Source organism: Burkholderiales bacterium (assembly GCA_035560005.1).
GTDB lineage: Bacteria > Pseudomonadota > Gammaproteobacteria > Burkholderiales > Eutrophovitaceae > DASRFY01.
The window spans coordinates 41548-59402 of record DATMAN010000090.1; the positions used below are offsets into that span (position 1 = coordinate 41548).

At 66.0% G+C, this 17855-nt stretch carries 15 protein-coding genes; 8 read left to right on the forward strand and 7 right to left on the reverse strand.

The annotated features are described in order from the left end of the window. Positions 1–38: 38 nt before the first annotated feature. Positions 39–1724, reverse strand: coding sequence for a dihydroxy-acid dehydratase (gene ilvD, locus VNM24_13460; GenBank protein ID HWQ39588.1), 1686 nt, complete (start codon positions 1722–1724; stop codon positions 39–41). Between the two features lie 110 nt (positions 1725–1834). Between ilvD and VNM24_13465 the strand changes: the two genes are divergently transcribed. The 4 genes from VNM24_13465 (at position 1835) to VNM24_13480 (ending at position 5263) form a co-directional block, all read left to right on the forward strand. Continuing rightward, positions 1835–2755, forward strand: coding sequence for a LysR substrate-binding domain-containing protein (locus VNM24_13465; protein ID HWQ39589.1), 921 nt, complete (start codon positions 1835–1837; stop codon positions 2753–2755). Beyond that, positions 2752–3216, forward strand: coding sequence for a tRNA (adenosine(37)-N6)-threonylcarbamoyltransferase complex ATPase subunit type 1 TsaE (gene tsaE, locus VNM24_13470; GenBank protein ID HWQ39590.1), 465 nt, complete (start codon positions 2752–2754; stop codon positions 3214–3216). Before VNM24_13465 ends, tsaE begins: the two co-directional genes overlap by 4 nt. Positions 3217–3263: 47 nt before the next feature. After that, complete coding sequence (locus VNM24_13475) at positions 3264–4484, forward strand: N-acetylmuramoyl-L-alanine amidase (GenBank protein ID HWQ39591.1); 1221 nt, start codon at positions 3264–3266, stop codon at positions 4482–4484. A 209-nt stretch (positions 4485–4693) separates the two neighbouring features. Then, the gene (locus VNM24_13480; GenBank protein ID HWQ39592.1) at positions 4694–5263 is read left to right on the forward strand and encodes a nucleotidyltransferase family protein; all 570 of its coding nucleotides are present in this window, start codon (positions 4694–4696) and stop codon (positions 5261–5263) included. Positions 5264–5315: 52 nt separating this feature from the next. Here VNM24_13480 and VNM24_13485 read toward each other — a convergent pair whose 3' ends face one another. From VNM24_13485 to VNM24_13500, 4 genes are all read right to left on the reverse strand, one after another. Then, complete coding sequence (locus tag VNM24_13485) at positions 5316–8192, reverse strand: hypothetical protein (GenBank protein ID HWQ39593.1); 2877 nt, start codon at positions 8190–8192, stop codon at positions 5316–5318. A gap of 216 nt (positions 8193–8408) precedes the next feature. Beyond that, positions 8409–9788 (reverse strand): NAD(P)(+) transhydrogenase (Re/Si-specific) subunit beta, encoded by a 1380-nt coding sequence (locus tag VNM24_13490; protein ID HWQ39594.1) that lies wholly within the window; start codon positions 9786–9788, stop codon positions 8409–8411. A 40-nt stretch (positions 9789–9828) separates the two neighbouring features. Continuing rightward, on the reverse strand, positions 9829–10146 hold the full coding sequence (locus VNM24_13495; GenBank protein ID HWQ39595.1) for an NAD(P) transhydrogenase subunit alpha: 318 nt from the start codon (positions 10144–10146) through the stop codon (positions 9829–9831). Positions 10147–10189: 43 nt separating this feature from the next. Next, a complete protein-coding gene (locus VNM24_13500) occupies positions 10190–11317 on the reverse strand; it encodes a Re/Si-specific NAD(P)(+) transhydrogenase subunit alpha (GenBank protein ID HWQ39596.1) in 1128 nt (375 codons plus the stop codon). A 156-nt stretch (positions 11318–11473) separates the two neighbouring features. Between VNM24_13500 and mutL the strand changes: the two genes are divergently transcribed. Beyond that, a complete protein-coding gene (gene mutL / locus VNM24_13505) occupies positions 11474–13237 on the forward strand; it encodes a DNA mismatch repair endonuclease MutL (GenBank protein HWQ39597.1) in 1764 nt (587 codons plus the stop codon). 138 nt (positions 13238–13375) lie between these two features. Beyond that, positions 13376–14371 carry a tRNA (adenosine(37)-N6)-dimethylallyltransferase MiaA gene (gene miaA, locus VNM24_13510; protein HWQ39598.1) on the forward strand — a complete coding sequence of 332 codons (996 nt, stop codon included), beginning with the start codon at positions 13376–13378 and terminating at the stop codon, positions 14369–14371. Between the two features lie 22 nt (positions 14372–14393). On the opposite strand, the gene VNM24_13515 is transcribed toward miaA, so the two are convergent. Beyond that, positions 14394–14864 carry a heme-binding protein gene (locus VNM24_13515; protein HWQ39599.1) on the reverse strand — a complete coding sequence of 157 codons (471 nt, stop codon included), beginning with the start codon at positions 14862–14864 and terminating at the stop codon, positions 14394–14396. A gap of 119 nt (positions 14865–14983) precedes the next feature. Continuing rightward, positions 14984–16315, reverse strand: a complete 1332-nt coding sequence (gene xseA / locus VNM24_13520; protein HWQ39600.1) for an exodeoxyribonuclease VII large subunit — start codon at positions 16313–16315, stop codon at positions 14984–14986. A 417-nt stretch (positions 16316–16732) separates the two neighbouring features. Here xseA and VNM24_13525 point away from each other — a divergent pair, with 417 nt between their 5' ends. Both VNM24_13525 and VNM24_13530 read left to right on the forward strand, forming a co-directional pair. Further along, the gene (locus VNM24_13525; GenBank protein ID HWQ39601.1) at positions 16733–17344 is read left to right on the forward strand and encodes a MotA/TolQ/ExbB proton channel family protein; all 612 of its coding nucleotides are present in this window, start codon (positions 16733–16735) and stop codon (positions 17342–17344) included. Positions 17345–17410: 66 nt separating this feature from the next. Further along, positions 17411–17824, forward strand: coding sequence for a biopolymer transporter ExbD (locus VNM24_13530; protein ID HWQ39602.1), 414 nt, complete (start codon positions 17411–17413; stop codon positions 17822–17824). Positions 17825–17855 lie beyond the last annotated feature (31 nt).

The window sequence follows — 17855 nt, forward strand, 5'->3', positions numbered from 1 at the left end:
GGCGCCGGTTCTGAAGACGCCGGTGCCGCGCAAGGGGATCAGTCGTCGAACGCATCCGTCACCGCGCCCCGGGACGCGGTGGAGACAAGACGGATGTACTTCGCGAGCAGCCCGCGCCTGTATTTCGGCTCCGGCTGCTTCCACGCCGCCCGCCGCCGCGCCAGTTCATCGTCGGAGACGTTGAGCTGGATGAGCCGCTTGTGCGCGTCGATCGTGATTGAATCGCCCTCCTTTACCAGCGCGATCGTTCCACCGACGAAGGCCTCCGGGGCGACATGGCCGACCACCATGCCCCAGGTGCCGCCGGAAAAGCGCCCGTCGGTAATCAGGCCCACCGACTCGCCGAGGCCTTGGCCGATCAGCGCGGCGGTCGGCGCGAGCATCTCCTGCATGCCCGGACCGCCTTTCGGACCTTCGTAGCGGATGACGACGACGTCACCCGCCTTGATCTTCTTGTCGATGATCGCCTGCATCGCTTCCGGCTCGGAATCGAAAACCCGCGCCGGGCCAGTGATCGACGGGTTCTTCAACCCCGCGATCTTTGCCACACAGCCCTCGGGAGAGAGGTTGCCTCGCAGAATCGCGAGGTGGCCTTGGGGATACATCGGCTTGCTCCACGGCCGGATCACGTCCTGATCGGCACGCGGCTCGTCGGGCACGTCCTTCAGCTCCTCGGCGATGGTTCTGCCGGTGATGGTCAGGCAGTCGCCATGCAGCAGCCCGTGGTTGAGCAGCATCTTGAGGACTTGCGGGACGCCGCCCGCGCGATGGAAGTCCGTCGCCATGTAGCGACCCGATGGCTTCAGATCGCACAGCACCGGAACCTTCTGGCGGATGCCCTCGAAGTCGTCGATGGTCCACGCGACTTCGGCCGCCGAGGCGATCGACAGATAATGCAGCACGGCGTTGGTGGAGCCGCCGGTCGCCATCACCAGCGCGATGGCGTTCTCGATCGCCTTGCGCGTGATGATGTCGCGCGGGCGGATGTTCCTCCGTATCGCGTTGACCAGTACGCGCGCCGACTCCGCAGCCGATTCGGCCTTCTCCGGATCGGGCGAAGCCATCTGCGAGGAGCCCAGCAGGCTCATGCCCAGCGCCTCGAACGAGGACGACATCGTGTTCGCCGTGTACATGCCGCCACAGGCGCCCACCGTCGGACAGGCGTTCTTCTCGATACCCTCGAAATCCTCCCGGCTCATCTTGCCCGCGGTGAACGCCCCGACGGCCTCGAAGGGACTCACGATCGACAGAGCCTGCCCCTTCCAGTTGCCCGGCTTGATGGTGCCGGCGTAGACGTAGATCGCGGGCACGTTCATGCGCGCGATCGCCATCATCCCGCCCGGCATGTTCTTGTCGCAGCCGCCAACCACCAGGACGCCGTCCATCATCTGACCGTTGACCGCGGTCTCGATGGCGTCGGCGATCACCTCGCGCGACACGAGCGAGTACTTCATGCCCTCGGTGCCCATGCCGATGCCGTCGGTGACGGTGGGCACGCCGAAGACCTGCGGCTTGGCGCCGGCTGCTTCCAGTGCCGCCATGGCGCGATCGACCAGCGGCTGAATGCCCGCGTTGCACGGATTCATCGTCGAATGGCCGTTGGCCACGCCGACGATGGGCTTGTCGAAATCGCCGTTCTTGAAACCCACCGCGCGCAGCATGGCGCGGTTCGGGGAACGCGCCACCCCTTGGGTGATCAATCGGCTGCGCCAGTTGTCCGCCATCCGTCCCTCCTCTGAGCGACCGCTTTGTTCGAAGCCGCGTAGTTTCGCGCTTCGCGGCATTCGCTGTCCAATATATCATTCGTACAGTACTGATAGCTTCCGCAAATCTCATGGAACTGCGCCACCTGCGCTACTTCGTGACGGTCGCGGAGGAACTGCACTTCGGGCGCGCGGCCGAGAAGCTGCGGATTTCGCAACCGCCGCTGTCGATGCAGATCCGCGCGCTGGAAAAGGAGCTGGGCGTGAGCCTCCTGAACCGTACCCAACGCCACGTGTCGCTCACGCAGGCCGGCAATGCGCTTCTCGGAGAAGCCCGTCAGGTTCTGGCGCGCGTGGAGCAGGCGGTGCTGATCACGCGCCGCGCGGGGCGCGGGGAGATCGGGGAGCTCGTCATCGGGTTCATCAGCGTGGCCGACTACAACGTACTGCCCATCGTGCTGCGCGAATTCAGGAAGCGCTATCCGATGGTCAACCTCACGCTGCGCGAAGCCACGAGCGACGCGCTGATCGAGGGGCTCGTCAACGGGCGCATCGATGTGGCTTTCGCGCTGCCGCCCATCGCGGAGCCGGCGCTCGAGTCGGCGGCGATCCTGCGAGAGCCGTTGATCGTTGCGCTCCCGCAGCGCCATGCGCTGGCCCGCGGCAGCGGCCGCGTGCCGCTTCCGGCGCTGGCCGGCTCGCCGTTCATCCTGTTTCCGCGGCGAATGGCGCCCGGCCTGTACGACGACATCGTGAGCTTCTGCCGCAGCGCCGGCTTCAGCCCGCGCGTGGAGCAGGAGGCGGTGCAGATGCAGACCATCGTCAGCCTGGTGTCCGCGGAGCTGGGCGTGGCGCTTATCCCGCAGTCGCTGAAGAATCTGCAACGCACCGGCGTGGTGTACAAGGCGCTGCGCGAAGCGGGTCCCCTGACCGAGATCCACCTCGCCTGGCGGCGCGGCGACGCGCTGCCCGTGCTAAAACTCTTCATCGACCTCGCGCGAACGCTGGCGCCGCACGCGGTATCGAGATCAGGGCGCGCCGGCCGCCGATGAGCGAATCGTGGCAGTTCTGCCTCGAAGACGAGGACGCCACGCTGGCACTCGGCGCGAAGCTGGCAGGGCTGCTGCAGCCGGGAATGTACATCGCGCTGCGCGGCGAGCTGGGCAGCGGCAAGACCACGCTCGTGCGCGGCATGCTGCGTGCGCTGGGCCATGACGGACACGTAAAGAGCCCGACCTACGCGCTGGTTGAAGCGTACGAGGTTTCCGGGCTAAACTTCTATCACTTTGATTTTTATCGGTTCGCCGATCCGCACGAGCTGATCGATGCAGGACTGCGGGAAGCCTTCAACGGCACCGCGGTCTGCGTCGTTGAGTGGCCGGAGCGAGCCGAAGGTTTCTTGCCCCGCCCGGATCTCAGCGTGACGCTCCGCGTGTCGGGCCAGGGCCGCACGGCGCTGATCGAGGCGCAGTCGGAGATCGGAAAAGATTGCTTACGGCGGTTACAGCCCTGAAAACCAGAACGCAAAATCTCTCGCTGAGCCGGTGGCTTCGCGGCGTCGTGGGCGCGGCCTTGCTCGTGCCGCTCTCCCAGGCCCTTGCGGGCACCCCGATCACTGCGGCGCGCCTGTGGCCCGGACCGGAGTACACGCGGCTGACGATCGAGAGTCCCTCGCCCCTGACCTACAACGCCTTCTCGATCACCGCGCCGGAGCGCCTGGTACTCGATCTGGAAGGCATCGAACCCAGTCCGGCGCTCGACGAACTCCCAGCGCGGGTGTCCGCCGACGATCCGTTCGTCGCTTCCATCCGGTTGGGACGCTACAAGCCCGGCGTGGTGCGCATCGTGCTGGACCTCAAGCAATCGGCCAATCCGCAACTGTTCGTGCTCAAACCGGTCGGCGACTACGGGCACCGGCTGGTGCTCGATGTGTATCCCACCGTGCCGGTCGATCCGATCTTGGCCTTGCTGCGCGAGCAGGAGGCCGCTCGGGCGACACCGCAACCGCCGCCGGGGGGCGCTGCGGGCCGGCCAAGGGCGCCAGAGCCCCCGGCACAGCAGATGTTGCGCCTCGTGACGGTCGCCATAGACGCGGGACACGGCGGCGAGGATCCTGGTGCCAAAGGACGCCGCGGCACCTACGAAAAGCACATCACGCTTGCGATCGCGCGCAAGCTCAAGACACTGGTCGATGCCGAGCCGGGCATGCGCGGCGTGCTGATTCGCGACGGCGACTACTTCGTCGCACTCGCCGAGCGCGTACAGAAAGCGCGCAAGGTGCAGGCGGACCTCTTCGTTTCGATTCACGCCGACGCTTATATCAAGCCGCACGCACGCGGATCCTCGGTGTTCGCGCTGTCCGAGCGCGGCGCGACCTCTGCCGCGGCCAACTGGCTGGCGAAAAAGGAAAACGAGGCAGACCTGATCGGCGGCGTGAACATCGACGTGGAAGACGTGACGCTGAAACAGGTACTCATCGACCTGTCCCAGACAGCGACGATCAACGACAGCCTGAAACTCGGGCGCGCGGTGCTGGGCGAACTGGGTGACGTGAACGACCTGCACAAGGCGCACGTCGAGCAGGCAGGGTTCGCTGTGCTCAAGGCGCCCGACATTCCTTCAATCCTGGTGGAGACGGCGTTCCTGACCAATCCGGAGGAAGAACTCAAACTGCGCGACGAAAAGTACCAGGACAAGCTCGCGGCCGCGATCTTCGCGGGCATCAAGAAGTACTTCGCCGCCAATCCGCCAGTGGTGAGGAACAAGCTGGTGCAGAATTGAATGCGGTCGGCAGCCGCGCCGGGCGCTCGGCACGACAAAGCCCGACAAGCTAACCAGGGGGACAGGCAGTCTCGGCAGGCAGTGTCCGGATGTCCGGCTGTGGCGGTGTCCTGGGCGACTGGGTGGCAAGAGTTGCTCTTGCCTTTCCTCCTTGTTCTTCGCATTGAGACACTGGTGCCGGCCTTGGTCCGGCCTCCTCGGCGCTGCCGGTGAAATCGATCGTCGGAATCCTCCTGGCCGCCGGAAGCGGCTCGCGTTTTGGCGGCGACAAGCTCCTCGCGTCGCTTCCTGATGGTCGTGCGGTGGGACTCGCCGCCTACCGCAACCTGAGGATGGCGCTCGACGACGTGCGGGTCGTGGTACGCGCGCGCGATGCGAAGCTGCGCGCGATGTTCGAACAGGAAGGCGCCGCGATCGTCGAGTGCGCGGATGCACAGCTCGGCATGTCGCGCAGCCTTGTGGCCGGCGTGCGCTCCGCGCGTAGTGGCGATGGCTGGGTGATCGCGCTTGGCGACATGCCGTTCGTGAAGCCCGCGACAGCACGCCGGATCGCCGAGACTATTCTGCATGGCGCACCGATCGCACTGCCCTCATATCGCGGCGAGCGAGGCCAGCCAGTGGCGTTTTCCAGCCGATTGAAGGAGGAGCTGCTCGCGATCAGCGGTGACGAGGGCGCGCGCTCGGTCGTTCAACGGCATTGGGCGCAGGTGAAGATCGTCGAGTGCGACGATCCCGGCGTCCTGCGCGACATCGACGTCCCCGAGGATCTGCGGGAATAGGTATACGACGCGGGTGCCCGGGGCTTTTTCTTGAGCGTTGTCGCGGGAACGCTCAAGGACGCAGGACGACGGCGCGCAGGTTGCCGGTGACGTTGAGGCTGTTCTGCAGCCGCTGGGCCTGCGAGCGCAGTTCGACGTGGACCCGACCGCTGACGTCCTGATCGGGCGCGATGTCGAAGCTGCCGCTGGCATTGAGGATGCCGGCGGCGAGGCGGACGTTGCGGTACTGATAGCGGCCGTTGGCGATCAACAGCGACCCGGACAGCTCTTCGAACTTGGTCGACCCGCCCTGCGTACCCTGCCGTCCCACCTGCAGCGCCCGCACGAGGTCGACCCCGTCCAGGTTACCGCGGCGCACGAGGAAGCTCGTCTCTACGCGTGGCGCATCGAACAGGATGGCCAGGCGATCGGATTGCAGCGCGAAGCGACCCTTGCCTTCGGCTTCTCCGGAGCTGCGCGCGTCCTTGGTGAACGCCGCGAGCAGCGACTCGGTCTGGATCCGGGCGAACTCGAAATCGCCATCGGCGCGCCAGCCACCGCTCCACGATACCCGGGCGCTGCCCTTGACCGCGCCGCCGTACAACCGGGCATCGAATTCCGCGAGCTCAAGCGCTTCTGTGCTCGCCACACCTTTCGCCGCGAAATCCGTGAACTCCACCGGCGGACCGATCGGCGGCGTCCATCCCTTGCCCGAAATCGAGACGTCCATCCGGCCGTCTTTCGGCACGATCTCGACCGTGAGCTTGTTGTCCACGGTGGCGATGTCGGTCCTCGCGATGGTTCCGTCCGGCCTCAACTGCATGTGGACGTTGAGTGCAGGCAAGGCAATGTCGCGCATGCCCACCTTCGCGCCGCGCAATACCAGCCGACCGATCTGCACCGACTTGTCCGCCAGTGCCGCATCCAGCCAGCCGGGCAGACGCTGCAGGACTTGCTCCTCCATGTTGACGCCCTCGACCTCGACCTCCCGGACGACCTTGACCTCGCCAAACAGCGAAGCGAGTTCTGGTGAGAGGCGCACCTTCGCGATCTTGACGTCCTGGGTGGTCCCTATGGCCACGCTTTCCAGGGTCAGATCGAATCCGGACAGGGCGGACATTCGCACCGACTGGATCGAGACCGGTTCCTTGATGTGCCCGGAGGCCAGTTTTTCGATCGCCGGAATGTAGCCGCTCAGCGGCATGAACTCGATGACCGCCAGCGCCAGTCCGATCACGATCGCCAGGCCGATCGCCACGCCCTTGAAGCGGTCGATCGGCGAACGGACCTTGCCTTGTCTTTTCAGCGCCTCGAGCTCGCGGCGCTTGCGTTCGGCTTCCTCGGCTGCCTTGCGCTTGCGCGCCAGCTCTTCCTCCCGCGCCCGCCGGTCAGCCTCGATCCTGGCTTCCTCGGCGCGCCGCTTTTCCTCCGCTTCGCGCTTCTTGCGCTCCTCTTCTTCCTGGATCTTGCGCTGGTATTCCTCCTCGCGCCGGCGCTCGCGTGCCCGGCGCTCTTCTTCCTCGCGCTGCATGCGGGCGCGGATTTCGGCCTCTTCCGCCGCACGCCGCTCGGCCTCGAGCCGCGCCTCTTCTTCGCGCTGCGCACGCTCCATGGCGAGCCGCGCCTGCTCGGCCTCGAACTGCTGGCGCGCCTCCTCTTCCGCGCGCTTGCGCAGAGCTTCCTGCTGGCGCTCGAACTCCGCCATGAAATCGACGCTTGCCGGTTCGCCCACCGGCGGCAGATCGATCTCTTGCACTTCCACGGCGGGGAACGGCACGTCTTCTTCCCGCCGCCTGCGCTCCTCTTCGTGCCGGCGGGCATCCTCCTCGGCCCGGCGACGATCTTCTTCTGCGCGACGGCGATCTTCTTCCCGGCGTCGCGCTTCCTCTTCCTCGCGGCGCCTGCGCTCCTCTTCTTCCCTGCGGCGTCGTTCCTCCTCTTCGCGCCGCCTGCGCTCTTCTTCTTCTCGGCGCAGGCGCTCCTCTTCCTCGCGGCGCTTGCGCTCTTCCTCTTCCCGCCTTCTGCGTTCCTCCTCTTCGCGCCGTTTGCGTTCTTCTTCCTCGCGGCGCATACGCTCTTCCTCCTCGCGTCTGCGTCGCTCCTCCTCTTCGCGCTTCCTGCGTTCTTCTTCCTCGCGGCGCTTGCGTTCGGCTTCTTCGCGCTGCTTGCGTGCCTGCTCCTCGCGCCTGCGGCGCTCCTCCTCTTCGCGCCGCCTGCGCTCTTCTTCCTCGCGGCGGCGGCGATCGTCCTCTTCCCGCTTCTTGCGCTCGACCTCGTCTCTCGCGGCCTGCTCGGCGGCCTCCCGCGCTTTGCGCTCGGCCTCTTCCTTGGCCTTCGCCTCCAGCGCCTTGCGTTCGGCTTCGAGGACCTTGGACAGATCGCGCGTGGTCCTGGCCATCTCTTCGGCTTGGCGCCGGGCCTTGCGTTCCGTTTCCTCCCGCATCTTGAGCGCGGCCGCCTCCTTCGCCTTGCGCTCGGCCTCGATCTTTGCCAGCCTGGCCGCTTCCTCGCGCGCGGCCTGCGCGGCGGCTTCCTTCTTCTTGCGCTCTTCTTCCTCCCGTTTGCGCCGGGCTTCGGCCTCGGCTCTCATGCGCTCGGCTTCCTCGCGCGCGCGCATCTCGGTCAGACTGCTCTGGTAGATCTTCTTGCCAGGAGGAAGCGACTGGGTGAAGTCCAGATCGTCGACGTAGGAGGTGTCGGCCGGCGGGACGGTGCTGATGCCGCCGGAGAGCGCGGCGAATTCCTTGATGTAGCCGCCCTCCTCAAGCTGCCGAATGCAGCGCGAGACTTCCGCGTCGGACAGCTTGGCTTTGACGGCGAGGTCGGCGACGCTGGATTTGCCGTCGATCAGCGTGAGGACCCGGACCAGCTCGCGCGAAAGCTTGCCGCCCTTGTTCTTGATCTCCAAGACTCCTTTTCCGGTCTTGGAGTAGATCGTCTTCAGGTCCATCTCGCCGTTAGTCGACTCCCGACTGGGATGCCCTCAATGGTTTGGCGGGCCGCGCTCGCGGGCGCGGTGAACAGCGGGGCCCTTTTCCCTCGACAGGCCGTGCGGGCAAAGCCCTCGAGGTTCGTGCAACGCGGCAGCGCTTCCCGGAACCGGACGGCCTATTATAGGCTGCGGATGAGGCCGGCCGCGCAATTCCTGCCGTGGCCGGCCGCAAGATCAGATGGCCTTGAAGATGTCCTCGACGACCTTCTTGGCGTCGCCGAACACCATCATGGTCTTGTCCATGTAAAACAGGTCGTTGTCCAGGCCGGCGTAGCCCGTGGCCATCGAGCGCTTGACCACCAGCACGGTGCGCGCTTTGTGCACCTCCAGGATCGGCATGCCGTAAATCGGACTGCCCGGCACATTGGCGGCGGGATTGACCACGTCGTTGGCACCCAGCACCAGCACCACGTCGGTGGTCGAGAAGTCGTTGTTGATCTCCTCCATCTCGAACACCTGGTCGTAGGGGATCTCGGCCTCGGCCAGCAGAACGTTCATGTGCCCCGGCATGCGGCCGGCTACCGGGTGGATGGCGTAGCGCACGTTGACGCCCTTCTCGCGCAGCTTGTCCGCCATTTCCTTCACCGCGTGCTGCGCGCGCGCCACCGCCAGCCCGTAGCCCGGAACGATGATGACCGATTCGGCGTTGGACAGCAGGAAGGCGGCGTCTTCCGGGCTGCCGCTCTTGTAGTTCTTCTGCTTGCCGGCGTCCGCGCTCTCCGCGCCCGTGGCGCCGAAGCCGCCGAGAATCACGTTGAAGAACGAGCGGTTCATCGCCTTGCACATGATGTAGGACAGAATCGCGCCCGAGCTGCCTACCAGCGAGCCGGAGATGATGAGCATCGTGTTGTTGAGCGAAAACCCGATGCCCGCCGCGGCCCAGCCGGAATAGCTGTTGAGCATCGAGATGACCACCGGCATGTCGGCCCCACCGATGGGAATGATGATGAGCACACCCAGCACGAAGGCGATGGCGGTCATGACGACGAAGGGCAACCAGCTTTGCTCGACCACGAAGGCCACCCCGAACAGGATCATCACCACCGCGAGCGCGAGATTCAGCCAGTGCTGACCTTGGAAAACCACCGGCGCGGATCCGATCTTGCCGGAGAGCTTGCCGAAGGCGATCACCGAGCCGCTGAAAGTGATGGCGCCGACGAAGGTGCCGATGAACAGCTCCAGGCGGTTGCCGCGCGGAATCGTTCCTTCCGCCGTCACGATGCCGTAGGCATCGGGGTCATGCACCGCGGCGATGGCGATCAGCACGGCGGCCAGGCCGACCAGCGAATGCATCGCCGCCACCAGCTCGGGCATCTGCGTCATCTGGATGCGGCGCGCCACGATCGCACCCACGGTGCCTCCCGCCGCAATCCCCAGCACGATAAGCAGCCAATTCGTGGTCAGCGTGAGCGTGGTCAGTACGGCGAGCGCCATGCCCACGATGCCGAACAGGTTGCCGCGGCGGGCTGTCGTCGGAGAACTCAACCCTTTGAGCGAAAGGATGAAGAACACCGAGGCGACGAGGTAGGCGAGGGCGACTTGATTGGCGGACATGGACGGTTCCTGGTGCCGGAGAGCGGAAGGACGGCGGCGCTCAGCGGCCCTTCTTGTCTCCTTTGGACTGTTTCGTCCTGAACATCTCCAGCATGCGCTGAGTGACAAGGAAGCCGCCGAACACGTTCACGCTCGCGAGCACCACCGCGGCAAAGCCCAGCGCGGTGCCCCAGTCGATCGGTTGCGGCCCGGCCGCAAGCATCGCGCCGACGATGATGATTCCCGAGATCGCGTTGGTCACCGACATCAGTGGCGTATGCAGCGCGGGAGTCACGTTCCACACCACGTGATAGCCGACGAAGATCGCCAGTACGAACACCGTCAGGTTCACCATGATCGGGTCGATCGCTTCAGTCATCTCTTCCCCCTCCGTAACGCGAAAGACGCCCGGCTACGCGCCCTCATTGTTGCCTGGCAAGCTGTCCATCGATGCAGGCTAACGAGCCCGCCACGATTTCGTCCTGCCGGTTGATGCTGAATTTGCCGGTCTTCTGGTCGAGCAGCAGCGCCAAAAAGTTCAGCAGGTTGCGCGCGTACAGCGCGCTGGCGTCGGCGGCGACGAGCGCCGGCAGATTGGTGAACCCGACGATGTGCACGCCGTGCTTGACCACCACCTTGTCGGGCTCCGACAGCGGACAGTTGCCGCCCTGCTCCACGGCCATGTCCACGATGACCGAACCCGGCTTCATGCTCTTGACCATCTCCTCGGTCACCAGCACCGGCGCCGGACGTCCCGGGATGAGGGCGGTGGTGATGACGATGTCCGCCTGCCTGATGCGCTCGGCGATCAGGGCCGCCTGGCGCCTGCGGTAGTCCTCGCCCATGTCGCGTGCATAGCCGCCCTGCCCCTTGGCCAGCTCCTGCTCCGCTTCGGTGAGCGGGACTTCGATGAACTTTGCGCCCAGAGATTCGACCTGCTCCTTGGTTTCGGGACGCACGTCGGTTGCCTCGACCACCGCACCGAGGCGCTTGGCGGTAGCGATCGCCTGCAGTCCAGCCACGCCCACTCCCATCACGATCACGCGCGCGGCCTTCACCGTGCCGGCCGCGGTCATCAGCATCGGCATCATCCGCTGGTAAGTGTTGGCCGCGATCAGCACCGCCTTGTAGCCGCCGACATTGGCTTGCGAAGAGAGCGCGTCCATCGACTGCGCCCGCGAAATGCGCGGCAGCCATTCCAAGGCGAAGGCCGTGACGCCCTGGCGTGCCAGGGCCAGCAGATTCTCGGTCCGGTGCGGCTGCAGCAACCCGATCACGACCTGCCCTTTGCGCAGCCAATGCAGCTCCGAAGGCTCCGGGCCGCGCACTTTCAGGATCAGCTCCGCCCGGTCGTATACCTCGGCTGCCGCTTGAACCAGCGTGGCCCCCGCAGCTTCGAACTCCGCGTCGGGAATCGAGCAGCCACGGCCCGCTCCGGTCTGCACCAGCACCTGGTTGACACCGCCGACCGACAGCTTCCTGACCGTTTCGGGGGTCGCGGCCACCCGCGTTTCACCCGCGCGTGTTTCCGCCGGAACGCCGATGAGCATGGATCAGAACTCCTCCCGTCGATGGAGCAGCCGCCACGAATCTCGGAGTGTCATCTGGACCGGCGGCAAGGGATTTGCAGCGGCGCATTATAGGGGAAGCTTTCGCAGTGCATCAAACGTTTCCGGTCGGTCGAGGCGCTGTGACTATAATGGGCCATGCCTGCCATTCGCCTGCTGCCCGACCTGCTGATCACCCAGATCGCCGCGGGTGAAGTGATCGAGCGCCCGGCATCAGCGCTCAAGGAATTGCTCGAAAACAGCCTGGACGCAGGCGCCACGGAGGTCTCGGTCCAGCTCACCGAAGGCGGCGCGCGCAAGATCCGTGTCGCCGACGATGGAAGCGGAATCGAGAGGGACGATCTGCCGCTCGCTCTGGCGCGCCACGCCACCAGCAAGATCGCCTCGCTGGAAGACCTAGAATCCGTTGCCAGTCTGGGCTTTCGCGGCGAAGCACTGGCCTCGCTCGCCGCGGTTTCGCATCTCACCTTGATCAGCCGCGCGGCCGGCGACGCCCATGCCTGGAAGATCGAATCGAGCGCTGGCCTGTGCTCCGAGCCTCAGCCCGCCGCGCTGGCGCGCGGCACGGCGGTGGAAGCGGCAGATCTTTACTTCAATACCCCGGCCCGGCGCAAGTTCCTCAAGACTGCGGCCACCGAGTATGCGCATTGCGAGGAAGCATTCAAGCGCATCGCGCTGTCGCGCCCCGGCGTGCGGTTCACGCTCGCGCACAACGGGCGCACGCAATGGCGGCTCGAATCCGGTTCGGCGACCGAGCGCGTGCACGCATTGCTGGGTGCGGAATTCCGCGACGCCGCGCTGCCGGTGCAGGCGCAGAGCGGGTCGTTTCGACTCTCCGGCCTGATCGCGCAGCCCGCCTACGCGCGCGCCGCGCGCGATGCCCAGTACTTCTTCGTCAACGGCCGCTACGTGCGCGACCGCATGCTGGCGCACGCGGTGCGCGAGGCCTACCACGACGTGCTGCATCACGACAGACACGCGGCATTCGTGCTGTTTCTGGAGATCGATCCGCACCTGGTGGACGCAAACGTTCATCCGACCAAAATCGAAGTGCGCTTTCGCGAGCCGCAGGCCGTGCACCGGTTCGTCTTTCACGCCCTGGACCGCACTCTCGCGGCCACTTCCGCCGGAGCGGCCACGGGTTCGACAGCCGCGATGCCGATCGCGCGCGCCCAGACCGTCCCCGCCGGTGCCGTGCCTGCGCAGGCAGCAATGGGGCTGCGGGCGCATGAGCCCTCGGCGTTTTACTCGGCGCTGTTCGGCGAAGGCGCACCACCGCAGGCGATGGTACCGAGCGCAGCGCAGCCGGAGGAGGACGATCATCCCTTGGGCTTCGCGCTTGGCCAGCTCTCGGGCACCTACATCCTGGCGCAGAACCGCAGCGGCCTGGTGGTGGTCGACATGCACGCCGCGCACGAGCGCATTCTCTACGAAAAGCTCAAACAGGCGCTGGACGCGGACCGCATCCCTGCCCAGCAGCTGCTCATCGCCGCGACCCTGGCGGCAGGTCCGCTGGAAGTGGCCGCTGCCGAGGAGCATCGCGCCTTGCTCGCGCAACTGGGTTTTGACCTCGCCGTCATCGCGCCCAACGCGATCGCCGTGCGCGCCGTGCCGGCGCTGCTGCGCGAAGCCGACGCTGCGCAGCTTGCGCGCGAGGTACTGGGCGAGATCGCGCGCTTCGGGGGCAGCCGCGTGCTGACCGAGCGGCGCAACGAGCTGCTCGCCACGCTGGCCTGCCACTGCGCGGTGCGCGCTCATCGCAGCCTTACGCTACCCGAAATGAATGTCCTGCTGCGCGCAATGGAAACCACAGAGCGCTCCGGCCAGTGCAATCACGGCCGCCCCACCTGGTTCCAGATCACGCTGGGGGAGCTCGACAAGATGTTCTTGAGAGGGAGGTAAGACGCAAAGCGCCGGGCGTGCGGGGTGAGCCGGGAGCAAGCGCGAGCAGAGTCGGCTTGCCAGCCATTCCGGCCCGCTGCTCCGACTCACCCGACCCAGATCGCCGCGCCGTTCTTGCCGCTTGCCTCACCACCTACGATGACTTCCTCGCGTCTTGCTATTCCCGGGTCGGGCCAGGACCGGCCGGTGGCGATCCTTTTGATGGGTCCCACGGCGAGCGGCAAGACCCTGACCGCGATCGAGCTGGCCCGACGTTTTCCGGTCGAGATCATCAGCGTGGACTCGGCGCAGGTCTATCGGGGGATGAACATCGGGACCGCCAAGCCCGATGTCGCCACGCGCCTGAAGGTTCCGCATCATCTGATCGATGTCATCGATCCCACCCAGTCCTACTCCGCGGCGCAGTTTCGTGAAGACGCACTGGCGCTGATGCACGATATCGTCGGCCGCGGCCGCATCCCGCTGCTGGTCGGCGGAACGATGCTCTACTTCAAGTCCCTGTCCGAAGGTCTGAGCGACCTGCCGCAAGCCGACCCGGCCATCCGCCAGGTGATCGATGCCATGGCCGCGGACGCGGGATGGCCGGTGATGCACGCGGAGCTGCGGCGTATCGACCCGGGCACCGCCGCGCGACTCGCTCCCAACGACGCCCAGCGCATCCAGCGCGCCCTGGAGGTGTACTACCTCACCGGCAGGCCGATGTCGGAACTTTTGACGCACGCACGCGAACAGCCGCCGTTCGAACTGGTACGCATCGCCCTGAGGCCCGCTGACCGGACGCGGCTGCACGAGCGCATCGCGGCGCGGTTCGAAGAGATGCTCGAGTTGGGACTGATCGCCGAGGTGCGTGAGTTGCGCGCCGCCTACGACCTGAATCCCGAGCTGCCTTCGATGCGCTGCGTCGGTTATCGCCAGGTGTGGCAATACCTGGAAGGCCAATTCGGACTCAAGACGCTGCGAGAGAAGGGTGTGGCCGCCACGCGGCAGCTGGCCAAACGACAACTGACCTGGCTGCGGGCGCTGCGCGACGCTCAGGCGTTCGACTGCTTGGCGGAAGACCTGCCGGAGCGCGTTGGCGCCTGGCTCGAGCAGAAACTGAAGATGCTGGCGCTCAAGGCACCCGGGGCGCCGTGAGCGCCCCGGGGCGGAGCCGCAGCTACATCAAAGCGGCGATGCCGGCCTCCGCGATCTGCGCATCCTGCTGCGAGGTGACGCCTGACACTCCGATCGCGCCCACCAGTTGCCCGCCGACCGCGATCGGCACCCCGCCTTCGAGCAGCGTGACCTCGCCGAGGCTCATGATGGAAGGCCGCGTCTTGGCCAGATCGTCAAAGACTTTGGTGGGCCGCCGAAATGCCGCGGCCGTCTTCGCCTTGCCGATCGCCACGTCGACGCTGCCGGTTTGCGTGCCGTCCATGCGTTGCAGATAGACGAGGTGTCCGCCGTCGTCGACGATCGCGATCACCACGTTCCAGTTGTTCTTCTTGGCCTCGGCTTCGGCGGCCATGGCGATCTTCTTGGCCGCCTCCAGCGTGAGCACCTTCTTGTCGGCAAGCTGGGCGTGAACGCCCGAGGACGCGACGGTGAGGCAGGCCGCAACGGCCGCTGCGAACAGTCTCCTGATCATTGGCTCCTCCTTTTCGTTGCTCGTTGGTTGCTCGAACTCGATGTCGCCGGCGCCAGCCGGCGCGGCCCCGGTGAGGAAACGCGCCGGCTAAGATAACGCCAGCATGCGCCGCGCGCAAATCAGTCCTTGTCTTCGATCTTCGCGCCTGCCGCGCCGCGCGCGAACGCGATGCGAACCCGCTCGCCGAGCGCCAGTCGGGCGGCGTCGCGCACGATTTCGCCCTGCGGCGTCGTGACAATGCTGTAGCCCCGCTCCAGCACCGCGCGCGGACTGAGGTGCTCGAGGTGCGCGCGGATCGCCAGCAGCCGCTGCCCCCGGCGCTCCAGTTGCAACCGAGTCGAGGCGCACAGGCGCTCGCCAAGGCCCCGGCATCGCTGAGCAAGGCCTGGCAGATCCGGTCTGGCTGCACCCAGGCGGGCCGCGATCGCCTGCACCCGATGCGCGGCGACGTCCAAACGGTGGCGGATCGCGCCGCCCAACCGGGCGCGTAGATGCTGCAAGTGCTCGCTGCCCGCGACGATCAGGTTCGCCGGATGGACCAGCCGCTTGCCAAGGTAATCCACCGATTGCATGCGGCTTTCGATGGCGTGCCGCAGGCCGCGGGCCAGCCGGCGGCGCAGCGCGTCGAGCCGCTGCGAGAGCTCGGCGCGATCCGGGCTGGCGGCCGCGGCGGCCGCGGTGGGGGTGGGCGCACGCAGATCGGCGACGAAATCGGCGATGGTGAAGTCCGTCTCGTGGCCGATGCCCGTGATCACCGGCATCGGGCATTGGGCGATGGCCCGGGCGACGACTTCCTCGTTATAGGCCCACAGATCTTCCACGCTGCCTCCGCCTCGGCAGACGAGCAGTACATCGACCTCGGCCCGCGCAGCGGCCGTGCGGATGGCTTGCGCGATTCGCTCCGCCGAGCCTTCTCCCTGGACGGGCGCCGGATAGACCACGACCGCGATGGCGGGCATCCTGCGGCCGAGCGTCGTGAGCACGTCGCGCAAGGCTGCGGCCGCCGGCGAGGTCACCACCCCGATCGAATGCGGGAACGCGGGAATTCGCCGCTTGCGCTCCTGGGCGAACAGTCCCTCCAGTTCGAGCTTGGACTTCAGCCGCTCGAAGGCCTCGAACAGCAGGCCGATTCCGGCGCGTCGGATCGTTTCGACATTGAGCTGAAATTCGCCGCGCGGCTCGTAGAGCGTGGGCAGCGCCCGCACCTCGACCTGCATGCCGTTCGCAAGCGCGAAGTCGATCAGCGCGGCTTTGTGGCGGAAGAAGACGCAGCGCACCTGGGCCTGCGCGTCCTTGAGCGAGAAATAGCAGTGGCCGGAAGCGGCGCGCGTGAAGTTGGAGATCTCGCCCGCCACCCATACGAGCGGGAAGCCGGACTCGACCAGTTCCCTGGCGCGTCTGTTGAGTTCGCCAACCGAGATAACCGGCGCGGTGATCAGTGCTTCATTCACGCGCCGATTCTACGTCGCGCGCGCAGCCCAATCGTGCATGCAGCCCGCAGGGCGCTGCACGACCTGACTCCCACGAGGGGCCGTCCACAGCGGTCATGAAGACGTAACGTTGTCGCCTCGAAAGCCGCGCCATGGCTAGGGGGTGTTTCGCAAGCCATTGAAGTATAAAAACAATATTCGTCGCACAAAAAATCAGCGCGATCAGAAAAATTGTTGCGGAAAGGCCACTTATCGCGCCTTTGCGCGGCTTGCCCACATAGTTATCCACAACAACTGTGGACAAATTCAAGGCGCTTGAACAGGCCTCTTTCTGCCCGTCAAGAGGCATTCAAGCGCGAGCGTGGTCTTCTTGCTGGCGTGTGCCCGGCAGTTTGTTTAAAGTGCGCGCTTTCTCAAAGGAGCCTTCGGAGCGCGCGCGTGATCGAAATCATCCAGGCCGCAGGCTGGCCGATCTGGCCCATCATCCTGTGCTCGGTCATCGCGATCGGCATCATCGGCGAGCGCTTCTATTCGCTGCGCCAGAACGTCGTCGCGCCGCGCGATGTCCTTCCCCGGGTCATTCAGGAGTATCGCCAGAGCGGCGTCAGCAGCGAAATGCTGGGCAACCTCGCTGCCGGCTCGCTGCTCGGCAAGGTGCTCGCGGCCGGGCTGAAGAACGTCAAGAGCCCGCGCGAGGTCATGAAGGAATCGATCGAGGAGGCGGGCCGCGCGGCGGCGCACGAACTCGACCGTTTTCTGACCACGCTCGGAACCATCGCCACCATGGCCCCGTTGCTGGGGCTGCTCGGCACCATCATCGGCATGATCGAGATCTTCGGCGCATCCGCGCCGAGCGGCATGACCGATCCGGCAGCGCTTGCGCACGGCATTTCCATCGCGCTCTACAATGCCGCCTTCGGCATCATCGTGGCGGTACCCAGCCTGGTTTTTTATCGGCATTTCCGCGCCAAGGCCGAGTCTCTGGTCGTGGAGATGGAGCTGCAGGCCATCAAGATGGTGGAGATCATCCATGGTGAACGCAGCGTCTGAGCGGCCGCGACGTCACATGCCGGTCGCTGCGCCTCGCGCCGTGGCCTCGGAGCGCTGGCGATGGGCCTGAACTTCCGGCGCGGGCGGCTGCAGGACGAGCCGGAGATCAATCTGGTGCCGTTCATCGACATCCTGCTGGTCATCGTCATCTTTCTGTCGGTGACCACCACCTATTCCAAGTACTCCGAACTGCAGATCAACCTCCCCACGGCGGAAGCCAACAGGCCGCAGGAACGGCCCAACGAAGTCCTGGTCGCCGTGTCCGCCAGCGGACAGTACACGATCAACCGCAGTGTCGTCGCATTCACCAACGTGCTCGCCTTCGCGGGCGAGCTGCAACGGGCGGCGGGCGGCAATCCGGATCCGGTCGTCGTGATCAACGCCGACCAGAACGCCACCCACCAGTCGGTGATCAACGTGATGGAAGCGGCGCGTCTGGCCGGTTTCGGGCGCATCACCTTCACGACGCAACATCGCTAGCGCACAGCACCGGGCGCCACATTCTCCGGAT